Source organism: Hymenobacter sp. CRA2, from assembly GCF_002007105.1.
GTDB lineage: Bacteria > Bacteroidota > Bacteroidia > Cytophagales > Hymenobacteraceae > Solirubrum.
In genome coordinates this window covers 820,179-846,721 of sequence record NZ_MVBC01000001.1, presented here as the reverse complement: position 1 = coordinate 846,721, position 26,543 = coordinate 820,179, and the positions used below count along the sequence as shown (strand labels likewise).

Annotated in this window: 22 protein-coding genes; 10 read left to right on the top strand and 12 right to left on the bottom strand. The window is 65.2% G+C overall.

What is annotated here, in order from left to right:
• Positions 1-4: 4 nt before the first annotated feature.
• Genes B0919_RS03440 through B0919_RS03425 form a run of 4 tightly spaced genes read right to left on the bottom strand, consistent with a single transcriptional unit; the run spans position 5 to position 3,383 of the window.
• Positions 5-1,138 carry a hypothetical protein gene (locus tag B0919_RS03440; protein ID WP_139361875.1) on the bottom strand — a complete coding sequence of 378 codons (1,134 nt, stop codon included), beginning with the start codon at positions 1,136-1,138 and terminating at the stop codon, positions 5-7.
• Positions 1,075-1,515: a hypothetical protein gene (locus B0919_RS03435; RefSeq protein WP_139361874.1), complete on the bottom strand. Its 441-nt coding sequence runs from the start codon at positions 1,513-1,515 to the stop codon at positions 1,075-1,077. The genes B0919_RS03440 and B0919_RS03435 overlap by 64 nt, the downstream gene beginning before the upstream one ends.
• A gap of 57 nt (positions 1,516-1,572) precedes the next feature.
• The gene (locus B0919_RS03430) at positions 1,573-3,006 is read right to left on the bottom strand and encodes a hypothetical protein (RefSeq protein ID WP_078010779.1); all 1,434 of its coding nucleotides are present in this window, start codon (positions 3,004-3,006) and stop codon (positions 1,573-1,575) included.
• Complete coding sequence (locus B0919_RS03425; RefSeq protein WP_139361873.1) at positions 2,997-3,383, bottom strand: hypothetical protein; 387 nt, start codon at positions 3,381-3,383, stop codon at positions 2,997-2,999. Before B0919_RS03425 ends, B0919_RS03430 begins: the two co-directional genes overlap by 10 nt.
• Before the next feature lie 212 nt (positions 3,384-3,595).
• On the opposite strand from B0919_RS03425, the gene B0919_RS03420 reads away from it, so the two are divergent.
• Positions 3,596-5,563 carry a vWA domain-containing protein gene (locus tag B0919_RS03420; protein ID WP_078010777.1) on the top strand — a complete coding sequence of 656 codons (1,968 nt, stop codon included), beginning with the start codon at positions 3,596-3,598 and terminating at the stop codon, positions 5,561-5,563.
• 722 nt (positions 5,564-6,285) lie between these two features.
• Here B0919_RS03420 and B0919_RS03415 read toward each other — a convergent pair.
• From B0919_RS03415 to radA, 4 genes are all read right to left on the bottom strand, one after another.
• Entirely contained in the window at positions 6,286-6,720 is a 435-nt protein-coding gene (locus tag B0919_RS03415; RefSeq protein ID WP_078010776.1) for a hypothetical protein, read from the bottom strand.
• 84 nt (positions 6,721-6,804) lie between these two features.
• Entirely contained in the window at positions 6,805-7,833 is a 1,029-nt protein-coding gene (locus B0919_RS03410; RefSeq protein WP_078010775.1) for an SPASM domain-containing protein, read from the bottom strand.
• 254 nt (positions 7,834-8,087) lie between these two features.
• Positions 8,088-9,557 carry a TlpA family protein disulfide reductase gene (locus tag B0919_RS03405; RefSeq protein WP_078010774.1) on the bottom strand — a complete coding sequence of 490 codons (1,470 nt, stop codon included), beginning with the start codon at positions 9,555-9,557 and terminating at the stop codon, positions 8,088-8,090.
• A 204-nt stretch (positions 9,558-9,761) separates the two neighbouring features.
• The gene (gene radA / locus B0919_RS03400) at positions 9,762-11,147 is read right to left on the bottom strand and encodes a DNA repair protein RadA (protein ID WP_078010773.1); all 1,386 of its coding nucleotides are present in this window, start codon (positions 11,145-11,147) and stop codon (positions 9,762-9,764) included.
• Between the two features lie 277 nt (positions 11,148-11,424).
• On the opposite strand from radA, the gene B0919_RS03395 reads away from it, so the two are divergent.
• From B0919_RS03395 to B0919_RS03360, 8 genes are all read left to right on the top strand, one after another.
• The gene (locus B0919_RS03395; RefSeq protein WP_078010772.1) at positions 11,425-11,871 is read left to right on the top strand and encodes a DUF2846 domain-containing protein; all 447 of its coding nucleotides are present in this window, start codon (positions 11,425-11,427) and stop codon (positions 11,869-11,871) included.
• A 345-nt stretch (positions 11,872-12,216) separates the two neighbouring features.
• Entirely contained in the window at positions 12,217-13,662 is a 1,446-nt protein-coding gene (locus B0919_RS03390) for a T9SS type A sorting domain-containing protein (RefSeq protein WP_078010771.1), read from the top strand.
• A 213-nt stretch (positions 13,663-13,875) separates the two neighbouring features.
• Entirely contained in the window at positions 13,876-15,276 is a 1,401-nt protein-coding gene (locus B0919_RS25915) for a sensor histidine kinase (protein WP_078010770.1), read from the top strand.
• A gap of 159 nt (positions 15,277-15,435) precedes the next feature.
• Positions 15,436-17,097, top strand: a complete 1,662-nt coding sequence (locus B0919_RS03380; protein ID WP_078010769.1) for an FAD-dependent oxidoreductase — start codon at positions 15,436-15,438, stop codon at positions 17,095-17,097.
• 235 nt (positions 17,098-17,332) lie between these two features.
• Positions 17,333-18,193, top strand: coding sequence for a metallophosphoesterase family protein (locus B0919_RS03375; RefSeq protein ID WP_078010768.1), 861 nt, complete (start codon positions 17,333-17,335; stop codon positions 18,191-18,193).
• Positions 18,193-18,867 (top strand): hypothetical protein, encoded by a 675-nt coding sequence (locus tag B0919_RS03370; protein ID WP_078010767.1) that lies wholly within the window; start codon positions 18,193-18,195, stop codon positions 18,865-18,867. Before B0919_RS03375 ends, B0919_RS03370 begins: the two co-directional genes overlap by 1 nt.
• Before the next feature lie 175 nt (positions 18,868-19,042).
• Entirely contained in the window at positions 19,043-19,777 is a 735-nt protein-coding gene (locus B0919_RS03365) for a metallophosphoesterase family protein (RefSeq protein ID WP_254846465.1), read from the top strand.
• Complete coding sequence (locus tag B0919_RS03360) at positions 19,761-20,399, top strand: hypothetical protein (RefSeq protein WP_139361872.1); 639 nt, start codon at positions 19,761-19,763, stop codon at positions 20,397-20,399. Before B0919_RS03365 ends, B0919_RS03360 begins: the two co-directional genes overlap by 17 nt.
• A 15-nt stretch (positions 20,400-20,414) precedes the next feature.
• Here the strand turns inward: B0919_RS03360 and B0919_RS03355 are convergent, their stop codons facing one another.
• A complete protein-coding gene (locus B0919_RS03355; RefSeq protein WP_176132829.1) occupies positions 20,415-21,791 on the bottom strand; it encodes a lysophospholipid acyltransferase family protein in 1,377 nt (458 codons plus the stop codon).
• A gap of 241 nt (positions 21,792-22,032) precedes the next feature.
• Between B0919_RS03355 and B0919_RS03350 the strand changes: the two genes are divergently transcribed.
• The gene (locus B0919_RS03350; protein WP_078010763.1) at positions 22,033-23,250 is read left to right on the top strand and encodes a tetratricopeptide repeat protein; all 1,218 of its coding nucleotides are present in this window, start codon (positions 22,033-22,035) and stop codon (positions 23,248-23,250) included.
• Between the two features lie 83 nt (positions 23,251-23,333).
• On the opposite strand, the gene B0919_RS03345 is transcribed toward B0919_RS03350, so the two are convergent.
• From B0919_RS03345 to B0919_RS03335, 3 genes are all read right to left on the bottom strand, one after another.
• Positions 23,334-24,419, bottom strand: a complete 1,086-nt coding sequence (locus B0919_RS03345) for a chorismate mutase (protein ID WP_078010762.1) — start codon at positions 24,417-24,419, stop codon at positions 23,334-23,336.
• An 89-nt stretch (positions 24,420-24,508) separates the two neighbouring features.
• The gene (locus B0919_RS03340) at positions 24,509-25,354 is read right to left on the bottom strand and encodes a prephenate dehydrogenase (RefSeq protein ID WP_078010761.1); all 846 of its coding nucleotides are present in this window, start codon (positions 25,352-25,354) and stop codon (positions 24,509-24,511) included.
• A 4-nt stretch (positions 25,355-25,358) separates the two neighbouring features.
• A complete protein-coding gene (locus B0919_RS03335) occupies positions 25,359-26,543 on the bottom strand; it encodes a pyridoxal phosphate-dependent aminotransferase (protein ID WP_078010760.1) in 1,185 nt (394 codons plus the stop codon).

The following is a 26,543-nucleotide window of genomic DNA, read 5'->3' as shown; positions in this document are numbered from 1 at the left end:
CGGACTACGGCTGCACCACCAACCGGCGCCCGGGCCCGACGGGTGCGCCGCCCTGTTCGTAGCGCAGGGCGTACACGCCCGCCGCCAGCCCGCTGAGCGGCAGCTCCACCTGCCCGCTCGGGGCCGCCGGCACCGTCGCCGTGCGCACACATCGCCCTAGTGCATCGAGCAGCACAACGTGGGCCAGGGCGCTGCCCGCCGCCCGGCGGTAGGGCACACGCGCCGCGCCGGTAGCCGGATTGGGGAAGGGCTGGCCCAGCCCGGCGAAATCAGCGGGCCGCGGCTGGGCTGGCGCGGCAGCCGTGACGACGGCCGGCAGCCCGCGCAGGCTCACCCGCGCCGCGTACGGGGCCGAGACGAACGCGCCGCCCGGCCCGGCCGTGCAGCCACCCAGCACGTAGGCGGCGCTGTCGCCGTCGGCCAGCAGCTGGAAGGTTTCCACCCGGTTGCAGATGGGGCTCAGCAGCTCGTGGCGCTGCAGCAGCCGGCCGGTGGCCCCGTCCAGGCGCAGCAGGTAGAAGGGGCGCTGCTCGGCCGCGGGCGTGTTGTTGTAGGACAGCAGCACCAGCACCGAGCCGTCGGCCAGCTCCAGGGCCGTGCCGTACTGGCCGATGGCGCCGGGCGTGCGCGGCGGCAGGTAGCGCTCCACCCGCGTCCAGACCGGGCGCAGCTGTGCGTCCACCTTCACGGCCACCGGAATGTTGGGCCGGCTCACAGAGTCAACGCTGGTAAGCACCAAAAATCCACCGTCTGTCAACGAGAACAAATTTCTCCATCCTTCAGGTGTCGCTACGGTGCGCCCCGGGCCAAGCGGAGCGAAGCGCAACGAGTTCAGCGAGTCGCCCCGCTGGTTTACCAGCAGCAGCTTCAAATCGTACTGCTGGGCGTACTGGGTGTAGCCCATCAGCAGCAGGTTGCCTTGCAGCGTAAACTTCATATCCGCGATAATATCCCCTTGCCACCCATAGCCCTTGACCCAAAGCAGGTTGCCCGTGGTGTCGGTCTTGGCAAGCGAAAAGCTGGTGCGCGCTCGGGCGTCGGAATAGAAGCCCAGAAAGCAGGCGGCGGCCGTGGTCAACACGCCACCGCAGAGCTCCTGCCAGCCGTTAAAGAAGTTGTAGCGCCGCGGTGCCCCCATGCCAGGCTGAAATCGTTGCGGTAGCGCACCAGCGTCAGTTTCTGGTTATCGGCGGGCGTCGCGCCCGGACTTCCGTAGCAGACCACGTAGCCGCCAAAGGCTGCCGCCCGGCCCAGACCTGCGTTGAGCCGGTAAAACTGCATCGGGGTGGCCAGCGTGTCCAGCTGGCGGTTGAGGCGGATGAAGCGCTGCTGAAACCCCGGCATTTGCGGCAGTCGCTTAATCGTGTAGGTCAGCACACTTCCATTAGCCAGCCCGGAGGCCAATGGGAAAGGGCGCGTACTCAAGGCTGGGTACATCCGGTCGCGCAGCAGTCGCTGGGCGGGGCTTAGCTGGCTTACAAAAGCCAGTAAAAGCAGAAGGCAGAAGGTACGCATGGCGCAAAACTGTAGCCCCGCCCGGCCACTACAGTGCCGAGCGGGGCTACGAAATAATTAACGCGTAATGACTAAGTGCTTGGCCGGGCCGGGGCGCCCGTCCGTGACGAGGCGGTAGCTGTAGTGGCCGGGCGGCAGGGCGCGCACGTCCAGCAGCAGCTGGCCGGCGCCGGCCCGGGCGGCAAGCGCCTGCGTGAGCACGCGCTTGCCGCTGAGCAGGCTGTAGAGCTGCACCTCGGCGCGGCGTACCTCCGTGCCCAGCGCGTAGCGGAGCATTAGCTCGGCCGTAGCCGGGTTGGGGCTGACCCCGTCGAGGCGGGTAGTGGCCGTTTCAACCGGGCTGGTGGTGGTGGCGCTAGGCCGCAGGGCGGGCCTTGTGGCAACCGGCAAGGCTTTCGGGTAATAGTACCGCAACCGGGTGGCTGCTTCCTCGGCTACATCGGTGCCGGAGAGGGCAACTTGGCGCAGGGCCACGCTGTCGGCTGGCAGCAGGCGCTGCCCGGGGCGTACGGGGCGCTGGGCCAGGCGGGTCAGCGCGTCCGAGAGCTTAATCTGGTTGTGCACCTCCACATCCTGGCCGGCAGTACGCAACAGCTCGGCGCGCACCCATTGGGCGCGGGCAACGTTACGTTGTTGGCGCCGGATGCGCAGCAGGCCCAAGCCAATGGATCGGTACGCGTCGGAGTTGGCTGTTTCCAGGCGGGCCAGGTATAGCTCCAGCGGAGCCAGGTTGTTCTGGCTGGCGAAGTGGCGCACAATCTCGCCCTGGTAGTCTTTTAACCGGTAAGCCGGCGCGTTGCGCCGCAACACCGAATCCATCAGGGCCTGCACGATGGCAGAAGCCCCCCCAGCTGCCCGGGCCGCGTTGACCCCGGCGGTGTAGGGAGAACAAGCGTTGATAGGAGATAAGCTAGAGGGAATAACAGTCGTACCGTTATTCCCTGACCCTGATACAATTTCCTGCCCTGAACTATACCGCCAATAGGTTACCGAGCCGTTCCCATCGTTGCGCAGCGGCTCCTGGATATTTACGAAGCGGTTGCCGCCCGGCTGGCTGTTGGAGCCGAACTGCAGACTTTGCTGCATGGCGCTGGAAACTACAATCCCGTAGACGTAGGGCGGGCCGCCGCTCAGGCGGGTAAAGCGGTTGCAGCGCACCTGCGGGTTGCTCAGGTAGTACGTGGCGGGGTTCACGCGCACGGCTTCTTCGCAGTTGAAAACGAAGTTGCCCAGCAGGCGGGGCTGGCCGTTGAGCGTGCTCATGCCCACGTTCAAGTCCCGGAAATAGTTGGTTTCCAGCAGTTGGTTTTCCCCCGCCACGGCTCCCAGCTGCGGGCGCGGCGAGGCCACAGTGCCGAAGGGGGCACCGTACACGTAGTTCCCGCTGGCCGGGCTGGCCCCGTAGCTAAGGCTGCCGCAGTAAAGGCCCGCGGCCGAAGAACCGGGGTCTATTTGCGGCGATGAAGCGCCATTCAGCGGGTTCAGATACACGGTATTGCCGGAAAATTCGTTGGAGAAATTACCATCTTGCTGCCAGATACCAATGGTGTAGATGTTTGCGTCAACTGGTCCACGACCTTCTGCGCTGCAAGGCCGGTGCGGGCCGTACCGCTGACCTGCACCAACGCGCCAATGCTCTTTACCGCGCCAGCGTTACCGACGGCCTCGGCCGCGGGCCTTGCGACAATGGTGCCACCGGCTAGCAGGGCGTAACCATCGGCCGCAGCGGGGAGCAGCCGGGCAGGCGGACTCAGCAGCGGCTGGCTAGCAGCGGCCGCCACGAGCGGGAGAGGAAGAACTGCCTTTGGGGAGAGGCGGATGCCTGCTTCAGCGCACAGCAGCGGCAGCAGGAGTAATAATGTTTTCATAAGCGGGTATGTATTGTTGAACGGGGTATGCTTACTAGATCGGCCCATAGCACGGCTCCGCTGAGGGCCTGGAACTGCGCTTGCTGGCACAGCACCAAAATACACCCTTGTTTGGCATCCCGACAATGGAACATCTTTTTATTCCCACCCCGTGTGGAATCTGAAGTTGCCCCGCATCCAACAGGCACCTACCACCTCAAACACCTGTTCTGATGCGCACCGTATTGCTTTCCTGCCTGCTGAGTGCGGCCGTCGCTACGGCCTGCCAACGTGGTTCCGTTGCCCAACGCCCGGTCGGCGCTTCGCAGCCCGGCGTGCTGATAGCCCCCAACACGACCGACTCGCTGGCGGTGAGTGGCCGGGTCACGGAAGCGGGCACCGGCGCGGACCTGCCCGGCGCCACCGTGCTTATCAAAGGCACAACCACCGGTACTACCACGGCCTTCGACGGCTCGTTTCGCCTGGCCCTGCCGCCGGGCACCCGCGACGTAGTCCTAAGCATTGCCTCCGTTGGGTATAGCCCCAAGGAAGTGAAGGTCAGCCGGGGCCAGCAAGTGCAGGTGGCGCTGGCTGCCGACACCAAGCAGCTCAACGAAGTGGTAGTGACGGGCTACGGCAGCGCCAGCAAGATGAGTGGCATTTCCGGACCGCCGCTGTTCGGTGGGCGCAAGGCCAAGATGGCCCAGGGCGCGGCGCCGGCACCCAGCTATGCGCCGCTGCCCGGCCGCGTGGCGCGCGCCGAATCCGAATCGTACGCCCACCAGGCCGAAAACGGCTTTCAGCTGGTGAGCAAGGCGCCCCTTAGCACCTTCAGCATCGACGTGGACGCGGCTTCCTACAGCAACGTGCGCCGCTTCCTGCTGCAAAACGGCCAGCTGCCACCCCCTGATGCGGTACGCACCGAGGAGCTGGTGAACTACTTCAACTACCAATACCCGCAGCCCACCGAAGCCGGCGCGCCCTGCGGCCTGCACCTGGAGCAGGCCCGTTGCCCCTGGGAGCCGCAGCACCAACTGGTGCTGGTGGGCCTGCAGGGCCGTACCGTACCGAATGAGCAGCTGCCGCCGGCCAACCTGGTGTTTCTCATCGACGTGTCGGGCTCCATGCAGTCGGCCGACAAGCTGCCGCTGGTAAAGGCCTCGCTGCGGCAGCTGGTGCGTGAGCTGCGGCCGCAGGACCAGGTGTCGCTGGTGGTGTACGCCGGGGCTGCAGGCGTAGTGCTGCCGCCCACGCCGGGCACGCAGCGCGCCGACATCCTAGCAGCGCTGGATCGGCTGGAAGCGGGCGGCTCCACGGCGGGCGGCGCGGGCCTGCGCCTAGCCTACGCCACCGCGCGGCAGCACTTTAAGAAGGAGGGCAACAACCGCGTGATTCTATGCTCCGACGGCGACTTCAACGTGGGCGAGTCGTCGGACGACGCCATGGAGCACCTCATCACGCAGGAACGGGAGTCGGGCGTGTTCCTGTCGGTGCTGGGCTTTGGCACCGGCAACCTGCAGGACAGCAAAATGGAGCGCCTCGCCGACAAGGGCAACGGCAACTACGCCTACATCGACCACCTGGCCGAGGGCCGGCGCGTGCTGGTGCAGCAGTTCGGCGGCACCCTGTTTACGCTGGCCAAGGACGTGAAGCTGCAGGTGGAGTTCAACCCCGCCAAGGTGCAGGCTTACCGCCTCATTGGCTACGAAAACCGCCTGCTGGCCGACGAGGACTTCAACAACGACAAGAAAGACGCCGGTGAGCTGGGCGCCGGGCAGCAGGTCACGGCCCTGTACGAAGTGGTGCCGGTGGGGGCCCCGCCCGTCATTGATAATCTGAAGTATCAGGCGCCAGCGGCGGCAACCAATGGGGCCGCCGCTACCGAGTTGCTTACCGTGAAGATGCGCTACAAAGAACCCCAGGGTCAGCAAAGCCGCCTGCTCAGCCGCGCCTTGCCCGCTACCGCCCCCGCCACGCTCGCGGCGGCCTCCGAAAACCTGCGCTGGGCCGCCGCCGTGGCCCAGATGAGCCTGCTGCTGCGCCAGTCGGAGCGGCGCGGGGCTACCACCTGGCCCAGCACCCTGGAGCTGGCCCACGCCGCCCGCGGCCACGACGCCGACGGCTACCGTGCCGAATGCATCCGCATGATGGAAGTAGCCGCGGGCCTGACGCCGGGCACAGAAGCCTACGGCCGGCGTTAAGCCTTGTCCCGAGCCTCTATTCCCCTTTTTACGACTTCCCACGCCATTCTTATCCCTACATGACTCGTGCTAGTGTACAAGTGCAGGTATCACGCGCCGGGGCCCGAGCGAGGGAGGCCATGACGCCCGCGGCCCCGGCACGCTATCCTACGGCTTGCCAGCATACCGCAACCAACTTCACCGCCTTTCCCGATGCTGAAGCGCCAACTCACCTGCGCCCGGCAACCGGTCAGCGGGCAGGAAGTCGGCTTCGGGCGGAGCAGCGAGGTTGGGGGCTGGTGCATGCCCCCGCCGCTGCTCCGCGCTGGCAGGCTTGGCCGCCGCAAACCGTCCGCACAAGGATATCATGCAGCGCGGCGGCCGGTTCTTTTGAACCAGAAGCGCCGCTCGGCGGTTGCAGGTTTAGTGTGTCTTGTGGAGGGATTGAAGCCCGCTCAGTGCGCCGTCCGCGTTGCGGATGCGCTTATGCGGATCAGGGGAAGGACACACGCCACCGTGCACGAACGACAAGCGCTGCTCATGCTACCCGCGTGGCTGCTGTCACGCGCTGGAATTCAATGCTTTCTGCACAGCTTGGCGCAGTTCGGGCAACCACCCGGCTTGATTCCTACTCCCTTAGTCAGGCGTGAGGCCCCGACGCCCACACGCTCACGCGGCATTTACCCGTTCCAACCATTCACTCACTGACGCGAAACGGCCCGCCCCTGGCGGGTCGCTTCGTTTTATGCCGGTGTGTGGCGGCGCTGCTCCTGCTGCAGCCAGCGAATGGCCTCGCCTTCGTCGCCGAAGAAAGCCAGCGCGAAGGGCTGCCCGTCGTAGTGGCTGGGCGGCCGGTAACCGGGGCTGGTAGTGAGGGCGTGCAGCAGGGCCGGGGCCGTCAGGTAGGCCACCGCCAGGCGGCCGCCCAGCCGCGGGCCCATTTGCGGGAAATACTCCGTGAGTAGCCACTGCGTAATGGCCGGGTCGTTCAGCGTACGGCTTCGGATATCCTGTAGCCAGTACCGGCAGCCGCACGCCAGCGCATCGGCCGTGAGTTGCTCGTAAACGGCTGGCAGCGCGGCCGGCTCGGGCTGATAGCTCCAACGGCCGACCAAGATGCCCAGATCGGGCCGGTAATCAGTACGCAGAAGCTGGGGGGCGGAACTGGAAGGAAGCATGCGGCAGCAATGGCGGCGCAAGGTACAGCTGGTTCTGTACCCGGCAAGGCTTTACTGCAATCAGTCGGCTTACTATAGTCCAACTCAGCCCCACACCCGCGTGCCCTCGGTGCAGTTGCGGCACATTTCCACCTGGTCGCGGCCCTTGAGCAGGGCGCGCCGGAACCCCTGGTACTTGGGCCCGTGCCACAGCTGCCGGAACGTGGTGCCCTTCAGGTCGCCGAGGCGGTACTCGGCATCTTTATCAAAGCAGCAGGGCACCACCAGCCCGTCCCAGGTGATAACGCAGGAGTGCCACATCTTCCAGCAGTGGTTCAGCAGGCGGTTTTTGATGCTCCACGAGCCGTCGGCGTTGTTCTGGTAGCGCGAGTAGTAGTCGATGGTCGGAATCAGCGGCGAGCCTTGCTGGTAGTCGTATATCTGGGCCGTCTTGAACCACACGTCGTCCACGCCCAGCTCCCGGGCCAGTTCCCGGGCCTCGTCGATCTGGTGCTCGTTGGGGCGCACCACCAAAAACTGGAAGATGATGCGCGGCGTCTGCGAGTTGAGCTCCTGCTTGTACTTCACCACGCGCCGCACCCCGTCGAGCACCTTATCGAGGCGGCCACCCACGCGGTACTGCTGGTACACTTCCTGCGTAGTGCCGTCGAGCGACACGATGAGGCGGTCCAGCCCGCTTTCCACGGTTTTCTTCGCGTTGGCCTCCGTCAGGTAGTGGCCATTGGTGCTGGTGGCCGTGTAAATCTTCTTGCGCGAGGCGTACTGCACCATGTCCAAAAACTGCGGGTGCAGGTACGGCTCGCCCTGGAAGTAAAACGTGAGGTACCACAGCCGCGGCGCCAGCTCATCGATGGTGCGGTGAAACACGTCGTCCTGCAGCATGCCCGTGGGCCGGGTAAAGGAGCGCAGGCCGCTGGGGCACTCCGGGCAGCGCAGATTGCAGGAAGTGGTGGGCTCCAGCGAAATAGCCAGCGGCAGCCCCCAGGCCCGCGACTTTTTGGTGAGCCGGCTCAGCACGTAGGAGCCCGTCACCTGCGCGGCGTTGAGGGCCCGCAGCGGCGTGAGCTTGGAGAAGAAGTTGAGCCCGTCGCGCACCGCGGAGGCATTGAACATTGGCATGGCTGATACGAAGGGCGGCCCGACGAGCCAGCTGATTTCCGCCGCACTAACCCCAACCGGCGGCCTTAAGTTATGCGGCTGGTAAAAATAGCGGCTTTGGCCGTGGTCGGTGGCGCCACCGCGCGTGCCGTGTATCGTTTGCGCTTTAGGCCGGGCATTGCCCGCCGCTTAGAAACAGCAGTGCCACGGCCTAGAGCCGTGGCACCATACTCTTGTGAATCGACTACAAAAGCCGTCTGATCCGCAGTTTAGTTCTTACCCGGCGCGGGCTGGGCGCTGGTGTAGGTGGCGGCTTTGCCGAACGACTCCTTGATTTCGTCCATGGCGGCGCGGCTGCTCAGGCGCTTGGGCTTGGTGTTGAGGAAGGTACCGTCCTCGGCGATAAGGAAATAGGCGGGCACCTCCTGCAGCATGTAGGCTTTGGCTACGGTGCCGCGCTGCCCGCCGGGGGCGCGCAGATGGGTGCCGGCCAGCTTCTTGCTCACCACTAGCTGCTTCCAGGCCGGCTCGTTGTCGTCCAGCGCGATGTTGACGAAGGCAATATTCTGCCCGTTAAACTTCTTAGCCAGCTCCTGGGCATAAGGCAGGTCGCGCAGCGAAAGGCCGCTGGTGGTGCGCCAGAAGTTCAGGTACACCAGCTTGCCGCGGAAATCCTGCAGCGACACCGTGTCGCCCTTGGCCGAAACCAAGCGGAAGTCGGGCGCAGGCGACCCGATGGCGAAGTCCTTGTGGGCGTCGAAGTCGGCCTTCAGTACGGGGTAAAACTGGTTGCTCTTGTCCACCGAAGCGCGGAAGTCATCCAGCATGGCCGCCGACTGCTTCACGTGCCCGAAGCGGAACGACTCCTGTAGCACGCGCCCCATCACGACGGGGCGAGCGGGACCCTGCAGCTTCTCCTTGGCCATGTTATAGCACACGCGGTAGAACTCAGGGTCGCCCTTCTTGTGGCCGGCCGCGGTGGCGGCGTAGTGCACGTAGTTGAGCAGGAATTCCTGGTAGTTCTCGTTCTGCAGCGCGGCTTCGTTGTTGATCAATGACGCGTCGTTGAGGAAGTCGTAGTAGGTAGGCGACATTTTCAGCCGGCCTTCGGTGGCTACTACCTGCTCGCGCAGGTCCTGAAAAGTCAGCCGGTCGTTGGCGTAGCTGTAGTCTACCTCGGCCTTCACGTAGTTGCGGAAGGCGGGCGACACCGTCTGATCTTCCTGCACGTCCTTGAGGAACTTCATTTCCTCCTTGCGGCGGTAGTCGAGGAAGGAGACGAACGGGGCCTCGTAGAGCGAAATGTTGTCGGGCAGCACCTGAAAGCCGTCGTTCTCCACGAACCGCTCATCGAAGTCGGCCAGGTAGGTATTGGCCTGGGCGCCCTTGCCCTTGAACTTCACGGAGGTGGCCAGGTCGTCGCCCTTGAAGCGCACGTCCATGTTGGTGCCGGGTTCCAGCCACAGGCCGGCCACGTCGTCGCCGTACACCAGGTCGGCTTTGGTGGGGCCGTTCACTTTCATCGCCAGCCGAAACTCGCCCTTGTCGTTGACGGCGGCATAGGTCAGCTGCTCCTTCGGGTCGAGCGGATGTTCCCGCACCGATACGGCGACCGAGTCGGCCGTTTTGCCGCTGATTTTACCGGTGAGCACCACAGTGCTTTGGGCCTGCGTTGCCAGCGGCGCCGTCAGCGCTGCGGCAAACAAACCGAGGGCGAAAGTGCGTGAGACGAAGGACATCGGGCGGCTAGGTATCTGGGTGAGGCAAAGCAAACAATAACTCTCATACGCGGCCGGGGCCGCCCCGTTGCTGCCTATCCGAAAATTGAGTCGGCCAAGCGTTTCACGGGAAAAGTCAATTGATGGACCGAAGATAAGGCGATTGGATACACAAAATCCAATCGGCCGGCTCACATTTTCGGGTGATTCCTAATTTTTTGGGGTTTAGCCAAAGAGGCCCGCCAAAACTTCATCGAGACGTCCTACCGGGTGAACTTTTAGTCCAAACCTTCCCAAATCAAGACCGCGGCCGTTGAATTGCGAAATGTACATCTCGCGGAAGCCGAGCTTTTCAGCTTCCGACAGGCGCTGATCGAGTCGGCTCACCGCCCGGATTTCGCCGCTCAGGCCCACTTCGGCGGCCAGACACACGTCGCCGGGCACCGGAATATCATTCAGGGAACTGACCACGGCGGCGCACACGGCCGCGTCCAGGGCCGGGTCTTCGAGGCGCAGGCCGCCGGCAATGTTCAGGAACACGTCGTGCTGGCCCAGGCGCAGGCCCGAGCGTTTCTCCAACACGGCCAGCAGCATCTGCAGGCGCTTGGCGTCGAAGCCGGTGCTGCTGCGCTGCGGCGTGCCGTAGGTGGAGGGCGTCACCAGGGCCTGCACTTCCACCAGCAGCGGGCGGTTTCCCTCCAGCGTGGCGCCGATGGCCACGCCGCTGAGCTGCTCGTCGCGCTGCGAGAGCAGGATTTCGGAGGGGTTCGACACCTGCCGCAGCCCCGAGCCCTGCATCTCGTAAATGCCCAGCTCGGAGGTGGAGCCGAAGCGGTTCTTGACGGTGCGCAGAATACGGTACGTGAGGTGCCGGTCGCCCTCGAACTGCAGTACCGTATCCACCATGTGCTCCAGGATTTTGGGGCCGGCAATGGAGCCGTCCTTGGTGATGTGGCCGATGAGCAGCACCGGCACGCCGGTGTCCTTGGCGTACTTCAGCAGCTCGGTGGTGCACTCGCGCACCTGGCTCACCGAGCCCGCACCCGACTCCACCAGCTGGGAGTGCAACGTCTGGATGGAGTCGACCACTACCACGTTGGGCTGCAGCGCGTCGATCTGCTTGAAGATGTTCTGGGTGCTGGTTTCGGTGAGGATGTAGAGGCCCGGGTGCTGCTGGCCCATGCGCTCGGCGCGCATCTTGATCTGCTGCTCGCTTTCCTCGCCCGACACGTACAGGATGCGCAAGTTCTTGAGCTGCATGGCAATCTGCAGCATCAGGGTGCTCTTGCCGATGCCCGGCTCGCCGCCGATAAGCACCAAGGAGCCCGGCACGAGGCCGCCGCCGAGCACGCGGTTCAGCTCGCCGTCGTGGGTATTGAGGCGCGACTCTTCTTCGTAGAGGATGTCGCCCAAGGGCTTGGGCTTGGCCGCCTTGCTGGTGCCGCCCACCGAGGTAGAGGCCTTCCACGCGGTGGCGGGCGTGAGTTCGTCCTTCTGCACTACTTCCTCCACGTAGGTATTCCACTCGCCGCAGCTGGGGCAGCGGCCTATCCACTTAGCGCTTTGGGCGCCGCAGGTCTGGCAGAAATAGAGGGTCTTGACTTTGGCCATGGAGCTCAACCGGGGTAAAAGAAAGTAATGCTTTCGGCTGCTAAAAAGTTTGGCAATTACGGGTTTTTTGGCCGGTAAAAGCGGCTCACCAAGCTACTGTCGGCGGGCACCGCTCCACCCCTAGACCTAGGGTGCCGGGCTGACTACGCGGCCTCCCAGTGCCCCACCAGCACAACGTGTATCACATTGATTAGCAACTATATCACCTTTTTATGTGATTGAAGCGAGCAGGGCCTTTCTATACTTTCGCTCCGTACTATTTTCCTTCTCTACGGACATGCGCACCCTCCTCTGCACCAGCCTGCTAGCCGCAGCCACCGGCACCTGCTACGCCCAAGGCCCCGTTCCCACACCCACGCCCGAAATGGCCACTGTGGTCTTCTACCGTCCGCCGATGCTGGCCCAAGCCGGCGTCAACTTCACGGTGCGGGCCAACGGCGCCGAGCTGTGCCGCCTGAGCAACAAGCGCTACTTCGTGAGCAAGCTCAAGCCCGGCGAAACCTCCTTTACCTCCGTGGCCGGCGGCCTGAACCTGCCCGACCAAGACAAGTTTGACCTGACGCTGGAGCCGGGCAGAGTGTACTATGTGCAGGGCGACGTCAAAAGCCGCCTGATGACCGTGAAAATGGTGTTTACGGAAGTCACGGAATCAACCTACAAGAAGAAAAACGCCGACCTGAAGCCCGACAACTGCGACGCCGCGGCTACCTCGGCGGGCAAGTAAGCGGGGCGGCCTCAAGTGCACCCAACCAACGCGCGGCTCGTCTTTCGCAGGCGGGCTGCGCGTCGCTGTTTCCTCCTAGTTGGTAGCGGCGCCCCCAGTAGCACCGGGCGGGCTGTTGGCTACCCAATCGGTGCCGTTGGCATACATAGCCCGGCGGCAGCGGTAGCCCGGTGGTAAGTTTGGCTTCGGCTCGGGCCTGATACCAGCTGCTGGCTCCTCCGGGCGCCGTAGCGGCGGGCAAAAGGCCTGAAGCGCAACCTGGTAAATAAATGAGGTTTAACCGGACCGCCTGTGTACTTTAGCGGCCCCGATGCAAATCCGGCCCGGAACTCTTTAATCCATTCTATGAAAGCTTTCTACGGTTCTATTGGTTTCCTTGGCCTGAGCCTGACTGGCATGGCTCAGAACATGACCATTAACGGCGCGCAACTGACAGTATCTTCTGGGGCTGTACTATACGTCGACGGGGCCGTGACCAACACCGCGGGCAGCACCCTTACCAACGAAGGCACGCTGCAGCTCGGCGGCAACTTCGTCAACCAAGGCACCGTGAGCGGCAACGGCTCAGTGGTATTCAGCGGCACGACCAATCAGACGCTGACGCCGGGTGGCGCCACGCTGTACCGCGTGGTCGTCAGCAAGCCGACTGCCGGCCAGGATACGCTTATCGTACCGGCCGACCTGACCATCAGCAACCAGCTTAGCTTCACCAAGGGCATGGTGCGCACGCCCGCCAGCGTCGTTATCACCCTGCCCAACGGCGCCACCGTGCAGGGCGAAGCCGCGGGCCAGTACGTGCAGGGTAACCTGCGCGTGGTGCGCACGGCGGTGAGCGGAGCCTCGGTCTTCGACTTCGGCAACGGCCTGGCACTGACGCCGGGTGCCAACAACCTCGGGCAGGTAACCGTGACGCGCACCGCCGGCCTGCGCCGGGCCGACGTCAGCTACGGCACGAACCCCAATAACGCCGCCTTCAAGGGCATCGACCGGATCTGGACGGTGCAGGCCGCGCAGCAGCCGACCTCGGAGGTACCGCTAACCCTGACCTGGGTAGCCGACAACGACAACGGCCTGACCAACTTCAGCAACGCCCAGCTGTGGCAGAAAACTGCCGCCAACGCCAGCTGGCTGCCCGTGGGCGGGCCCGCCGATGCCTCGGCCTCGCGCAGCATCACGGCCAACGCCAGCAGCCTGAGCGGCTCCTTCACGGTGAGCAACGCCGCCAACCCGCTGCCGGTAGAACTGGTGGATTTCACGGCCGAGCGCGTGGGCAAGGATGCCCTGCTGCGCTGGACCACGGCACTGGAAAAAGACAACGACCGGTTTGAGGTGGAAGCTTCCGTGGATGGCCGCGCGTTCCGCCGCATCGGCACGGTGGCTGGCCAGGGCACCACCACCCACCGCACCGACTACGAGCTGACCGACCTCGGCATTGCGCGCTACGGGGCCAGCGTGATTTACTACCGCCTCCACCAGGTGGACCGCAGCGGCACGGCCAGCTACTCGCCTGTTCGCACCGTGCGTGTAGACGAGCGCAGCGAGCTGGTACAGGCCGCCCCCAATCCTTTCCACGACGAGCTGACGGTGCGCCTCACCCTGGCTACTGCCGGACAAGTATCGCTGCACGTGCACGATACTGCCGGACGCTTGCTACTGCAGCAGCAAGCCAACGCAGCGGCCGGGGCCAGCACCATGACCCTGGAAGGCGCGGGCAAGCTGCCCATCGGGCTGTATTTCCTGACGGTAACTACCCCGCAGGGCAAGAGCACGGTGAAGCTAACCCGCGAATAGTACCGCGTCAATCTCCCAACGCAAAACCGCCCACTGGCCCCTGGCTGGTGGGCGGTTTTGCGTTGGGGCCAAAGTATTTCTGCCCGAACGGCGTCTGCCAACGCGAGAGCCGCCGGCCGGTGATGCCAAAACCCGGTGGCTTCCGCTACTTTCGCATACCCCGCCTGCGGGCGCCGGTTGTTTTTTGTGTTGTCCCTTTCCAGTCGACGTGCTATGGCCACAACCGCAACCCTTACCGCCGAAGACCTGACCGTGGTGCCCGCCCTGCAGGGTTTGCCCGATGACGTGCTCACCTGGCTGCTTACCCACGGCGAACCGCGTGAGGCGCCCGCCGGCACCGAGCTGTTTCATCCCGGCGAAGAAGCCAACCACCTGATTGTGCTGCTGCGCGGCAGCCTGCAGCTGTGGCGCGAGCAAAACGGCCACCGCGAACCGTTTCTGCGCTTCGAGGCCCCTATGGTAACCGGCGTGCTGCCCTACTCCCGCCTGCGCCAGACCTCGGCCGTGGGCGTGGTAGTGGCCGATGCCTCGCTGCTGCTGCTGCACCGCGACTTATTTCCCGAGCTGGAGCGCATCAGCCCCGAGCTGGTGCAGCGCCTGGTAGGGCTGATGAGCGACCGGGTGCGCGAGGAAGCCCGCACCCAGGAGCGCGACGACAAGCTGCGCGCCCTGGGCAAACTATCCGCCGGCCTGGCCCACGAGCTGAACAATCCTGCCGCCGCCATCAGCCGCTCCGCCGCCGAGCTGTCGAACCGCACCGGCTCGGAGGCCGTGCTGCTGCAGGAGCTGGTGGCCGCGGGCGTCACGGCCGAGCAGCTGCCGCCGCTGCTGATGCTGGCCAGCCGCTCCACCTTGCCCGGCGCCTCCATTTCGGCCCTGGAGCGGGCCGACTGCGAGGAAGAGCTGGAAGACTGGCTTAATCAGCAGGGCATAACCGACGTGCACGGCCTGGCTACCGGCCTGCTCAGCGGCGCCCTCGATGCCGACGCCTTGGCTCCGGTACTCGCGGCCTTGCCCGCCGACGCCCGCCGGCCCGCCCTGCGCTGGCTGGAGGCCCAGCTGACCAGCCGGCAACTGGTGCGCGACATCCAGGAAGCCTCACGGCGCATTTCGGAGCTGGTGCACAACGTGAAGGACTACTCCCACATGGACCGCGCCGCCGGCCTGGTGCCCACCGACATCCACGGTGGCCTCGATAGCACCCTGGCCCTGCTGAGCTACCCGCTGCGCAAGCACCACATCCGCGTGGTGCGCGACTACGCCGAGGGCCTGCTGAGCGTGGTGGGCCAGCCCGGCGCGCTCAATCAGGTGTGGACCAACCTTATCGACAACGCCATCGATGCCATCGGCACAGAGGGCGTCATCACGCTGCGCACCCGCCGCTCCGGCGAGTTTGTGCAGGTCTGCATCGAAGACAGTGGTCCGGGCATTCCGCCCGACGTGTTGCCGCATATCTTCGAGCCGTTCTTTACAACCAAGCCCGTGGGTGAAGGCACCGGTCTGGGCCTCGACATTGCCCGCCGCATCGTGCTCAGTCACGGCGGGCGTGTCAACGTCAGCTCCGTGCCCGGCCGCACCGAGTTCTGCGTGTGGCTACCGATGGAAGAAGAATAGATAACACCGTTTCTGGCAGTCATCCTGAGCGAAACGCGCCGGACCGACGCGCGCAAACGCCCCTACCCGGATAGCTACTACCGGCGTGGGAAGGTCCTTTGCTGCGCCGATGTCGGCGCAAGGATGACAACTGATACCCCCTTATGCCGCACCCAAGCCATGGATAAGAAACCTGTTTTGCTCGTCGTCGACGACGACCCGCAAGTGCTATCGGCCATCGACCGCGACCTACGGCAGGAATTCCGGCCCGACTACCGCGTGGTGCGGGCCGGCTCGGGCGCCGAAGGCCTGGAAGTGATTCGCCAGCTCAAGGCCCGCGCCGAGCCCCTGGCCCTGGTGCTTTCGGACCAGCGCATGCCCGATATGGAGGGCGTGCAGCTGCTGGAGCAGGCGCGCACGCTGTTTCCGGAGGCCAAGCGCGTGCTGCTCACCGCCTACGCCGACACCGAAGCCGCCATCCGGGCCATCAACGACGCCCGCCTGGATTACTACCTGATGAAGCCCTGGGACCCGCCCCAGCACCTGCTCTACCCCACGCTGCACGATTTGCTGAGCGCCTGGCAGGCCCAGCACCGGCCGCGCTTCCGCGGGGTACGGCTGCTGGGTTTTCAATGGTCGCCGCTCTCGCACGAGCTGAAGGATTTCCTGGCCGCCTACATGGTGGCGTATCAGTGGCTGGACTTCGAATCCAACCCCGAAGCCGAGGCCCTGCTCAGCTCCCTGAACCTGACGCCGAGCGAGCTGCCGGTGGCCGTGTTTGAAGATGGCTCGGCGCTGGCCCAGCCCACCCGTGCGCAGGTGGCCGAAAAGCTGGGTCTGGCCCTGAAAGCCTTGCAGGCGCTTTACGATGTGGTGGTGGTGGGCGCCGGGCCCTCGGGGCTGGCCGCGGCGGTGTACGGCGCCTCGGAAGGGCTCAAGACGCTGCTCATCGAGCGGCAAAACCCCGGCGGGCAGGCCGGCACCTCCTCGCGCATCGAAAACTACCTGGGTTTCCCCACGGGCCTGAGCGGTACCGAACTGGCCCACCGCGCCTGGACGCAGGCCGTGCGCCTCGGGGCCGAGTTCCTGACGCCGCAGGAAGTCACGCAGCTCTGCGTGCAGGACGAGTATAAAGTGCTGACCCTGGGCGACGGCAGCGAAATCCGGACGCGGGCCGTGGTGCTGACCACCGGCGTGAGCTACCGCCAACTGGAGGTGCCCGGCATGCAGCAGCTCACCGGCGCAGGCGTGTACTACGGCGCAGCCCGTACCGAGGCCCGCTCCTGCGCGCAGCAGGACGTGTACGTGGTGGGCGGCGGCAACTCGGCCGGGCAGGCGGCCATGTACCTGGCCACCTACGCGCGCCAGGTGTTCATCGTCATCCGTGGCGCGTCGCTGGCCGCGTCCATGTCGGCTTACCTCATCGAGCAGATCGGGCGCACGCCCAACATCGAGCTGCTGCCCTTCACCGAAATAACGGAAGTGCAGGGCCAGGACCACCTCGAAAGCGTGGTGCTGCGCAACAGCCAAACCCGGCAGAGCCAGCAGTGCCCGGCGCGGGCCGTGTTCGTGTTCATCGGCGCCAAGCCCAGCACCGAATGGGTGTGCGACGTGCTGCTGTGCGACGGCAAAGGCTACGTGCTCACCGGCCGCGACCTGGTGAGTGACCCGCGCTACGCCACCAAGTGGAAAAAGCAGCGCGAGCCGTACGCCCTGGAAACCTGCGTGCCGGGCGTTTTCGCGGCCGGCGACAGCCGCGCCGGGGCTATGGCCCGGGTGGCTTCGGCCGTGGGTGAGGGCTCCATGGCCATCAAGTTTGTGCACCAGTACCTGGACGAATAGCCCCAGCAGCTGGTAACCTGTTAGTAACCGCCCGAATGCCAGAATAGCCGGTGCGGAGCCGATCAGGCGCTGTACACTGCGCTATAAAACGCAGGTAAAACCCGGTAAGTTAAAATAAAATTATCTGGATGTCCGATACACGGCGGGCTTTTATTTAACAAAACCTCCTGCTCGTAGGTATATGCTCCTGACCTCGGGAGCCAAGGCCGCACATCTGCGCCCCGAGACACTACCTATGACCTACTTCTTCTCGCTTTTCCACCGCCTTTTGCGCCTGCGCCCAGCTCTGCTGGCTGGTAGCGCTTTCACCCTTGCTTCCCTGCTCTCCGGCTGCGGTCTGATTGAGTTCAACCCCAACGAGACGCGCACGCCGGAGGCCTACAGCAACCTGACCCGTAAAAACCTGGAGCGCCTGCAGCAGCAGCCCAACCCGCTGGGCGGCGACTCGCTGCGCTTCGTGTTTGTGGGGGATTCGCAGCGCTTTTACGACGAGGCCGATGCCTTCGTGAAGAGCGTGAACCAGCAGCCGGGCGTGGCCTTCGTGGCCATAGCCGGCGACATCTCCGACTTCGGGCTGATTCGGGAAATGCGCTGGGTGCACGACCGGCTCAAGAAGCTTGACGTGCCCTACCTCACCGTCATCGGCAACCACGACCAGGTGGGCAACGGCCGCGAGTCCTACCAGAAAGTGTACGGCCCGCTGAACTACAGCTTCGAGTACGGCGGCACCCGCTTCGTGCTGGTGGACACCAACGGCCGCGAGTACGGCTTCAACGGCCGCGTGCCCGACGTGCCGTGGGTGCAGCGCGCCCTGAGCGAGCCGGGCCCCGGCATCCGCCGGCAGGTGGTGATGAGCCACGTGCCGCCCATGGATGCCGACTTCGATCCGCAGCTGGAGCGGCCCTACGTGCAGGCGCTTAATGACGCGCCGCGCGTGGCCTTCGAGCTGAACGGCCACCGCCACGACTTCAGCATCGGGGAGCCCTACGAAAACGGGCTGACATTCATCAACTCCTACAGCTTCGAGAAGCGGGAGTACGTGGTGCTGACGGTGTGGGGAGAAAAGGAGTTTTCGCTTAAAACCGTGCAGTACTGATGCGCCGCCTACTTCTATTCGTGTTGTGGGGGGCCGCGCTGCCCGCCACCGCCCAGCTTGACAGCACCACGCTGGCGCTGGTGGCCGAGCCGCTGGAAGCACCGGCCCCGCCCAAGGAAACCAAGGTGGCCCCGGCAGGCCTGGCCGCTCAGCCGTGGTACCACCCGCACCATGTGGTGCTGCAAACGGCTGGCGGCCAGGGCATGATTACGGGCGGGGTGGGCTACACCACCCTGCGCGGCCGCATTGATCTGGACGTGCTGGCGGGCTATGTGCCCCGCCAATACAGCGTCACGCCCATGGGCGTCTTCACCGCCAAAGCCGGCTATTCGCCCTGGACGCTGCCCGTGGCAGCGGGCCGCTGGCAGGTGCGCCCGCTCACCGTGGGCGCCCTGGTAAGCCACACGGCCAGCCGGGGGCTGAACAACACGCGCGACGACAAGTACTACAAGGGCTACTACTGGTGGTCGTCGCGCACGCGCATCGGCGGCTTCGTGGGCGGCAAGGTGTCGCGGGTGGTGGGCACCACGCGCTACGGCCGGCCCCGCACCCTGGGTGCTTACTACGAGCTGGGCACCAACGACCTGTACCTGGCTAGTTTGTTTACCAATCTGGGCGGCCTGGGCGTGCACGAGATTCTCACACTCGGCTTCGGCGTGAAGCTGGATCTGTAAATCGCCCGGCGCTGTAACCGAATGATAGTCTGCGCGGTATTACCGGTACGCGGGCTTGTTACTTCCCGGCCGCATGGGGTGGATGAGGGTTTTTACTCGTTGGAGCGTCGGCGCGGGGTTGCTTATCCTGGCGGCGAGTTGTCAGCTACTCGAATTCAGCCCGCACCAGGTGACCATGCCCGGGGCCAGCCAGCTCACGGCCCGGCACCTGGCGCGCCTGCGCCAGCAGCCCCGCGCCGCCCGGGGCGATACGGTGCGCTTCGTCTTCGTGGGGGATACCCAGCGCTTTTACGACGAAACGGCCGACTTCGTGCGCAGCGTCAACCAGCAGCGCGGCATTGATTTCGTGCTCGTCGGCGGCGACATTTCCGACTTCGGCCTAGCCCGGGAGCTGCAGTGGACCGACCGCCGCCTGGGGCAGCTGCGCGTGCCCTACCTCACCGTCATCGGCAACCACGACCAGGTAGGCAACGGCCGACAGGCTTATCAGGCCGTGTTCGGGCCCCTGAACTACAGCTTCGTGTACGGCGGCGTGAAGTTCGTGCTGATCGATACCAACGGCCGGGAGTCGGGCTTCGGCGGCCGCGTGCCCGATGTGGCGTGGCTGCAGCGCGAGCTAGCCGATACCGTAGGCGTGCGCCGCGCCGTCGTGGTCAGCCACGTGCCGCCTACCGACCTCGACTTCGACCCCAAGCTGACGGCCGCCTACGCCGCCGCGCTGGCGCGCAGCCCGCGCCCGGCCATGCACCTGGCGGCCCACATCCACCGCCACACCGCCGGCCACCCCTTCCACGACGGCGTGCCCTACCTCACCACCTACAGCTTGCAGAAGCACCGCTACCACATCCTCTCGGTGTGGGGCGAGCGGCAGTTCCGCCTCGAAACCGTGACGTATGGACCTCAGGCCTAACCCCTCGCTTTTGCTGACGGCGGCCCTGCTGGGCCTGGCCGGCACGGCAGCGCACGCGCAGGCGGCGGGGCCGTTTTTCGTGTCGGTGCAGGTGGCGGGCGGCTCGGGAGCCGTGGCCGTGGGCGGCGGCTACTGGCTGGCCCATCGGCAACTGGAACCGGAGCTGCTGATAGGCGTGCTGCCGGGCAAGCTGGCGGGCGGCCGCCCGCTGCCGGTGTTCAGCCTGAAAACGACCTACGCGCCGCGGGGCTTCCGGCTGGGCTCGGAGGCGGCGTGGCGCCTCTCGCCGCTGACGGTGGGCGGCATGATCAGCTACACGCCCGGCCCGAACCTGTACCTGGTGCGCAACCCCGACCGGCGCTATTCGACCAACAAGTACTACTGGTGGCCCTCGGCGCTGCGCATCCACGGCTTTGTGGGGGCTCGACTGGCCCAGACGGCCGCGGGCGGCTGGCCGCGGCGGCGCCTGCTGGCCGCCGAAATCGGCACCAACGACCTGTACTTCGTCAGCTGGCTGACCAACAGAACGCTACGCCTGCCCGAAATCCTGACGCTGGGCCTCACCGCCAAAGCCGGCGGCACGCCCAGCTACGGCCCGATAGGGAACGGCGGCAAGCCCTAGCCGGCGCGGCGACTTTCAGTTCGCGCTACCGGCAGTTTGGGCCGTCACGTAGGCCGTTCGAGCCTCGCCGAGCAAGCGCAGGATGGTGGCGCGCTGGCGCAGCACGGCTTCGGCGGTGCCCTGGTGCTGGCGAAACAGGCGCAGCACGCGCAGGCGTTGCAGGCGCAGGGTCAGCTCGTTCCAATAGTGCAGGGCGTAGAAACCGGTAACGGGCAGGCTGAGGGCGTAGAGCACCGTGAGCCAGGCGCTATGCGTGAGGCGGTGCACCAGCCAGATTTGCAGCGGATACAGCAGGCCGAAGGTGAACATGCCCGTCACCATCATCAGCGGGGCAATAAACTCCACGTCTTTGGTGGCGCGCTTGGCCACCAGGGAGGGAATGATGTAGGGCACGTAGTTATTGACGGCCCCGTAGAGGTACACCGGGAAGCCCAGCACCACTTTCAGGGTGGTGAGCAGACCACGCTCCAGGCGGCCGCGGCCGGCGCCGCTGCGCTGCAGGGCTTCGTCGGAGAGGCGCAAGCGGCGCAGCTCGGCGGCATAATCCGTCACGCGCTGGCGTAGCTCGTCGAGGTGCGCCGGCTGGTGCCGCTCAAACCACGCCACGGCTTGCAACAGGGTGCGCGTGAGCTGAAACTCCTCGTAGGGGCTGCCTTCGTCGTGGTCGGGCACGAGGTAGTCGCCGAAGGTATCTTCCACTTGCCGCACCAGCGCGTCCTCGGCGTCGTCGCGGGTCACCACGAGGTGGTCTTCCAGGCGCCGGCGCAGCTCCTCGGTGAGGGCGTCGGCAGCGGCGTCGGGGTCTTGCTTATACTGCGCGGCGTAGTCGGCTACCTGGATGGGCTCGGCGGGGTTGATGAGCACATCGGAGCGGAAGCGCGTGGACGCGGAGTAGTTCAGGCCGATGGGCAGGATGCGCAAACCCAGGCGGAAATCGTGGCGGGCTTCGGCACCGAGGGCAATGCGAGCCGCGCCCGTCTTTAAGGGGCGCAGGCGGCGCTCGGCCACGCTGGTGCCCTCGGGAAAAATCATCAGCAGGCCGCCGCGGCCGAGGTGGTCGTAGCTGCGGCCGAAGGCTTTTTCGTTCAGCTCGGCCAGCTGAGCGGGCGTGATGTTGGCGTCGCCGGATTCCACATCCTGGCGGCGGTAGACGGGGATGCAGTTGGAGCGCTCAAAAAACCAGCGCGACACCGGGTTCTGGAAGAAAGTGCTCTTGGCCAGGAAGAACAGCTGGCTGCGGCGCCGATTGGCCGCTACCAGCAGCGGGTCCATGAGGGTGTTGGGGTGGTTGGCGGCCACCAGCAGCGGCCCCGGCTCCTGCAGGCGCTGCGGGTGACGGATTTCGATGCGACGGAAAAACACGCGCAGCGCCAGCTGCACGGGAGGCTTCATCAGGGAATAAAAGAGCGGCATAGGGGAAGCGGCCAGGTCCGGAGCTGCGGCCAGGCAGAAATACGGCATTTTCGGCGAATAGTCGGGCTGAGCCGGCGCGAAATACCGCCGCCGAGCAGTGGCTTGGTCGCCGAAGCAGCATTTGGTAGCTTGCCCTGTACTCTGGCGTCGCCCCAAACCTGTCCCATCTGCCGCCGTTGGCCTGCCTATTCTCCGGCTTATTTATCCAATCCAACCTCCCATGCGTCTTGCTTTATCCTTTTTCGCCGCTGGCTTATTGCTCGCACCCGCCGCCCAGGCCCAAACCGAAGCCGCCGTGCTGCAGCAGGCCGAGCAGCTGATTCAGCAGAAGAAGTACGAATCGGCGTACCGGGTGCTGGATAAGTTCGACCCAAAAAACGCCCGCACCGCGGTGCTGCTGAAGAAGGAAGACGTGGTGCTGAACTACTACCTGCTTAGCGTCAACCACGAAATATTCGGGCTGCAGGACCTCAAGCCCACTCAGCGCGTGGAAGAACTGCGCGGCAAGCCCGGCCGCTACGGCAGCGTCCGCCTGCCGCTGCGCCCGTTGCTGGATTCGCTCAAGCGCCTGCGCCCCACCGACTACGGCCTCGATCTGGGCCTGGGCCATTACTACTACGCCGTGCAGCAGTGCGGCTGCGGCCGTCAGGGCCTGAGCGAAGACGAGCTGCTGCAGCGCGCCGAGCAATACTTTACCACGGCCCACGCCCACCAGCGCGAGGATTTTGAGTCGCACTTCGCCCTGGGTTTCATCTCGATGCGGCGCAAGCAAATGGCTGAGGGCGCCGCCGAGCTGGAACGCTCCCTGGCCCTGAACCCCAACTACCCCAACGCCCACTACAACCTCGCCTACGCCTACAGCGCCCTCGGCCGCCCCGCCGACGCGCTGCCCCACGCCCGCCGTGCCGGTGCGCTATACCAGAACCCCGAATACAAAGCCGACGCCGTGAGCATGACCGCCACTCTGGAAAAGCAGCTGAAAGGCGGCGCTGCCCCCAACCTGCTCGGCACCCGCGAAGCCGAAGCCGCCGCCAATGCCAAGGACCAAGCCGCTTACGACGCACTGAAAGCACAAGTGGCCGCCGCCGTAGCCGCCAAGGCGCCCAATGCCAAAGCCCTCACGCTGCAGCTCTTCCAGTTGAACCCGGCCAACGATGCGGTGTATAGCGACTTGATGGACATCTACCAGGAGCACGAGCAACCCGCCGCTATGGCCGCCTTCTTCCAGGAACAGCTCCCCGCAGCCCCGCAGACGCCCGCCGTGCAGGGCTTGCTGCACTTCTACGTGGCCTGCTTGGATATGCAGCTGCAGCGCCCCGCCGAAGCCTATCCGCACTTCCGCCAGGCCGATATGCTGCTGCGCAAAGTGTCCTCGCCCGACAACCCGGCCTTCGCCATCATCAAGAAAGGCCTGAACGAAAGCCGCCCGAAAAAGTAGATTTCCAGCTAAAGCCAGAAGCTAGTTGCCCTCCTCCGCTGAGGAGGGCAACTAGCCTCACTGCTGGCTCTGCGGCTTTCCCGCTATTCATTCATCACCCGGTCCTGGTGGGTGATGGACTCCAGGTGCACCGCATCGAGGAAGCGGTGGATGAAGTTCTGGCTCAGGCCCAGCTTGGCACCCTTTCGTACGCCGCGGTCCACGATTTCCTGCCAGCGGCCGGGCTGCAGGATGGTGATGTTGTTGTCCTTCTTGTAGCGCCCGATCTGCTCGGCCACGGCCATGCGCTTGCTGATGAGCTGCAGAATCTCGTCGTCGAGGTGGTTGATTCGCTCCCGCAGCTGCGCCAGGGCCGTCAGAAACTCCTGTTGGTCGGTGGTTTCGCGGCGCCACGTGAGGCCCGCCAGCAGCTCGGCCAAGGCCTCGGGCGTCACCTGCTGGGCCGCGTCGCTCCAGGCCGCGTCGGGGTTCTGGTGCGCTTCGATCATGAGGCCGTCGAAGTCCAGGTCGGCGGCCTGCTGGGCCAAGCCGTGCAGCAGCTCGCGCCGGCCGGCAATGTGGCTCGGGTCGCAGAGAATAGGCAGGGTGGGGAAACGGCGCTTCATCTCGATGGGCAGGTGCCACATCGGGGCGTTGCGGAACTCCGTGTTGCCGTAGCTGCTGAAGCCGCGGTGAATCAGGCCCAGGTGCTCCACGCCTACTTTTGTCAGGCGCTCCACGGCCCCGGTCCACAGCTCCACGTCGGGGTTCAGGGGGTTCTTGATGAGCACTGGCACCTTCACGCCGCGCAGCGCATCGGCTACCTCCTGCACCGAGAAGGGGTTGACGGTGGTGCGCGCGCCCAGCCAAAGCACATCCACGCCGAAGGCCAGGCAGTCTTCCACGTGCTTGGCCGTGGCTACTTCCACGGCCACGGGCAGCCCGGTTTGTTCCTTGGCCCGGATCAGCCAGGGCAGCCCCCGCGTGCCGATGCCCTCAAACAGCCCCGGCTTGGTGCGGGGCTTCCAGATACCGGCGCGCAGCATGTTCACGCGCCCGGTGTCGGCCAGGCGCTGGCAGGTATCGAGCACCTGCAGTTCGGTTTCGGCCGAGCACGGACCGGAAACGACCAGCGGCTTGTCGGCAATGAGCGGGTTGATGGTAGCGGCGAGAGGGGCAGCAGAAGTCATGACAAAAGAAGGTTTTGAGGCGAGAGAAGAGAAGTGGAGGGCGACATATGCTCTGCCTTCAAAGGCGGGGCATATGTCTATTTCGCGGCTTATTTGATGATGCGGCGGATGTGGTTGGCCTGCTCGATGAGCGCGGCAAAAGCAGCGTAATCTTCCTGTTGCAGCAGTTCGCGCATGCGCTGCAGTTGGTGCAAGTGCTCATCGAGCACGTCGAGCACGTTGAGGCGGTTTTGGCGAAAAATGGGCACCCACATGGCGGGCGAGCTTTTCGCCAGGCGCACGGTGGAGGCGAAGCCCCCGCTGGCCAGCTCGAAAATGCGCTGCTCCTCCTTTTCCTTTTCCAGCACCGTGAGGGCCAGCGCGAAGGAGGTGATGTGCGAGATGTGCGACACGTAGGCCGTGTGCACGTCGTGGTCGGCGGCAGCGAGGTGCACCAGGCGCATGGGCAGCTGGTGAAACAGCGTTTCGACGAGCTGCAGCGCGTCGGGGGCGCTGCCGGCCGCGTCGCAGATAACCAGCGTGCGGCCCGCAAACAGCTCCGGCACCGCCGCCTCCGGCCCGGAGTACTCGGTGCCGGCCATGGGGTGCACCGCCACGAAGCGTGCCCGGCGCGGGTGGGCCTGCACGGCAGCCAGCAGAGCAGCTTTGGTGGAGCCCACGTCGATGACCACTTGGCGCTCCGTCACCAGATCGAGCACGGCGGGTAGTACCGTGAGCATGGCGTCCATGGGCACGGCTACTACGACCAGGTCGGCGGGCGCCACGGCCGCGGCTAAGTCCTTGTGAGCCTTGTCGATAAGCCCCAGATCCTGGGCCTTGCGCAGGTTCTCCGGGCTGCGGTCGACGCCAATGACGCGCGCGGCCAGGCCCTGCTGCTTCAGGCTAAGGGCGAGCGAGCCGCCAATGAGCCCCACACCGATTATGGTTACAATCATGGCCTTAATGGGTTAGCGCCGCACTTGCCAGGCGGGCGTTGACGATTCTTTCCAGGGCCTCCGTCAGCACCGCCTCGGGCTGGCACAAGCTCACGCGCACGAAGCCGTTGCCGTTGGAGCCGAAAATGCCGCCGGGCGTGATGAACACCCGCGCCGCTTGCAGCACTTCGTCGCTGAGGGCGAAGCCGTCGGCGTGCGAGGTGGGCACCGCCGCCCACACGAACAAGCCCACCTGCCGGCGGTCGAAGCGGCAGCCCAAGGCATCGAGTAGGCCAAACACCTGCTCGCGGCGGGCGCGGTAGGTAGCATTCAGCGCCTCAAACCACTCAGCGCCCAACTGCAGGGCGGCCACGGCGGCCTGCTGCACCGGCAGGAACATGCCCGAATCCATGTTGCTCTTGAAGCGCAGCACCTCCTGCAGCAGGTCGGCGCGGCCAGCCAGCAGGCCCACGCGCCAGCCGGCCATGTTGTGCGACTTGCTGAGCGAGTTCAGCTCCAGGGTCACTTCGCGGGCGCCGGGCACGGCCAGCAGGCTCGCCGGATGCTCGTTCAGGATGAAGCTGTAGGGGTTGTCGTGCACCAGCAGGATGCCGTGGGCTTTGGCAAAAGCCACCAGCTCTGCCAGGGCCGCCGCATCGGCCGGAGCACCGGTGGGCATGTGCGGGTAGTTCACCCACATGAGCTTTACACGGCTTAGGTCGCGGCTGGCTAAGGCCCGCAGGTCGGGCTGCCAGTCGTTTTCGGTGGTGAGGTCGTAGTCGACGGGCGTGGCACCGCTCAGGTGCACGGCGGCGCGGTAAGTAGGGTAGCCAGGGTTGGGAATCAGCGCCTCGTCGCCGGGCTGCAGAAAGGTCATGCACACATGCACGATGCCCTCTTTGGAGCCAAGCAACGGTAGCACTTCGCTGTCGGCATCCAGCGCCACGCCGTAGCTGCGCTCATACCATTCGGCCATGGCCCGGCGCAGCGCCGGCACGCCCTTGTAGCTCTGGTAAGCGTGCGTCGTGGGCAGTTGGGCCGAACGGGTCAGCGCCTCGATTACGCTCGGGTGCGGCGGCAGATCGGGACTACCGATGCCGAGGTTAATGACATTGGCACCGGCCCGGTTCAGCGCGTCGATTTCGCGCAGCTTCTGCGAGAAGTAGTACTCCTGAATGGGCGCCAGGCGCTGAGCAACTTGGATATTCAT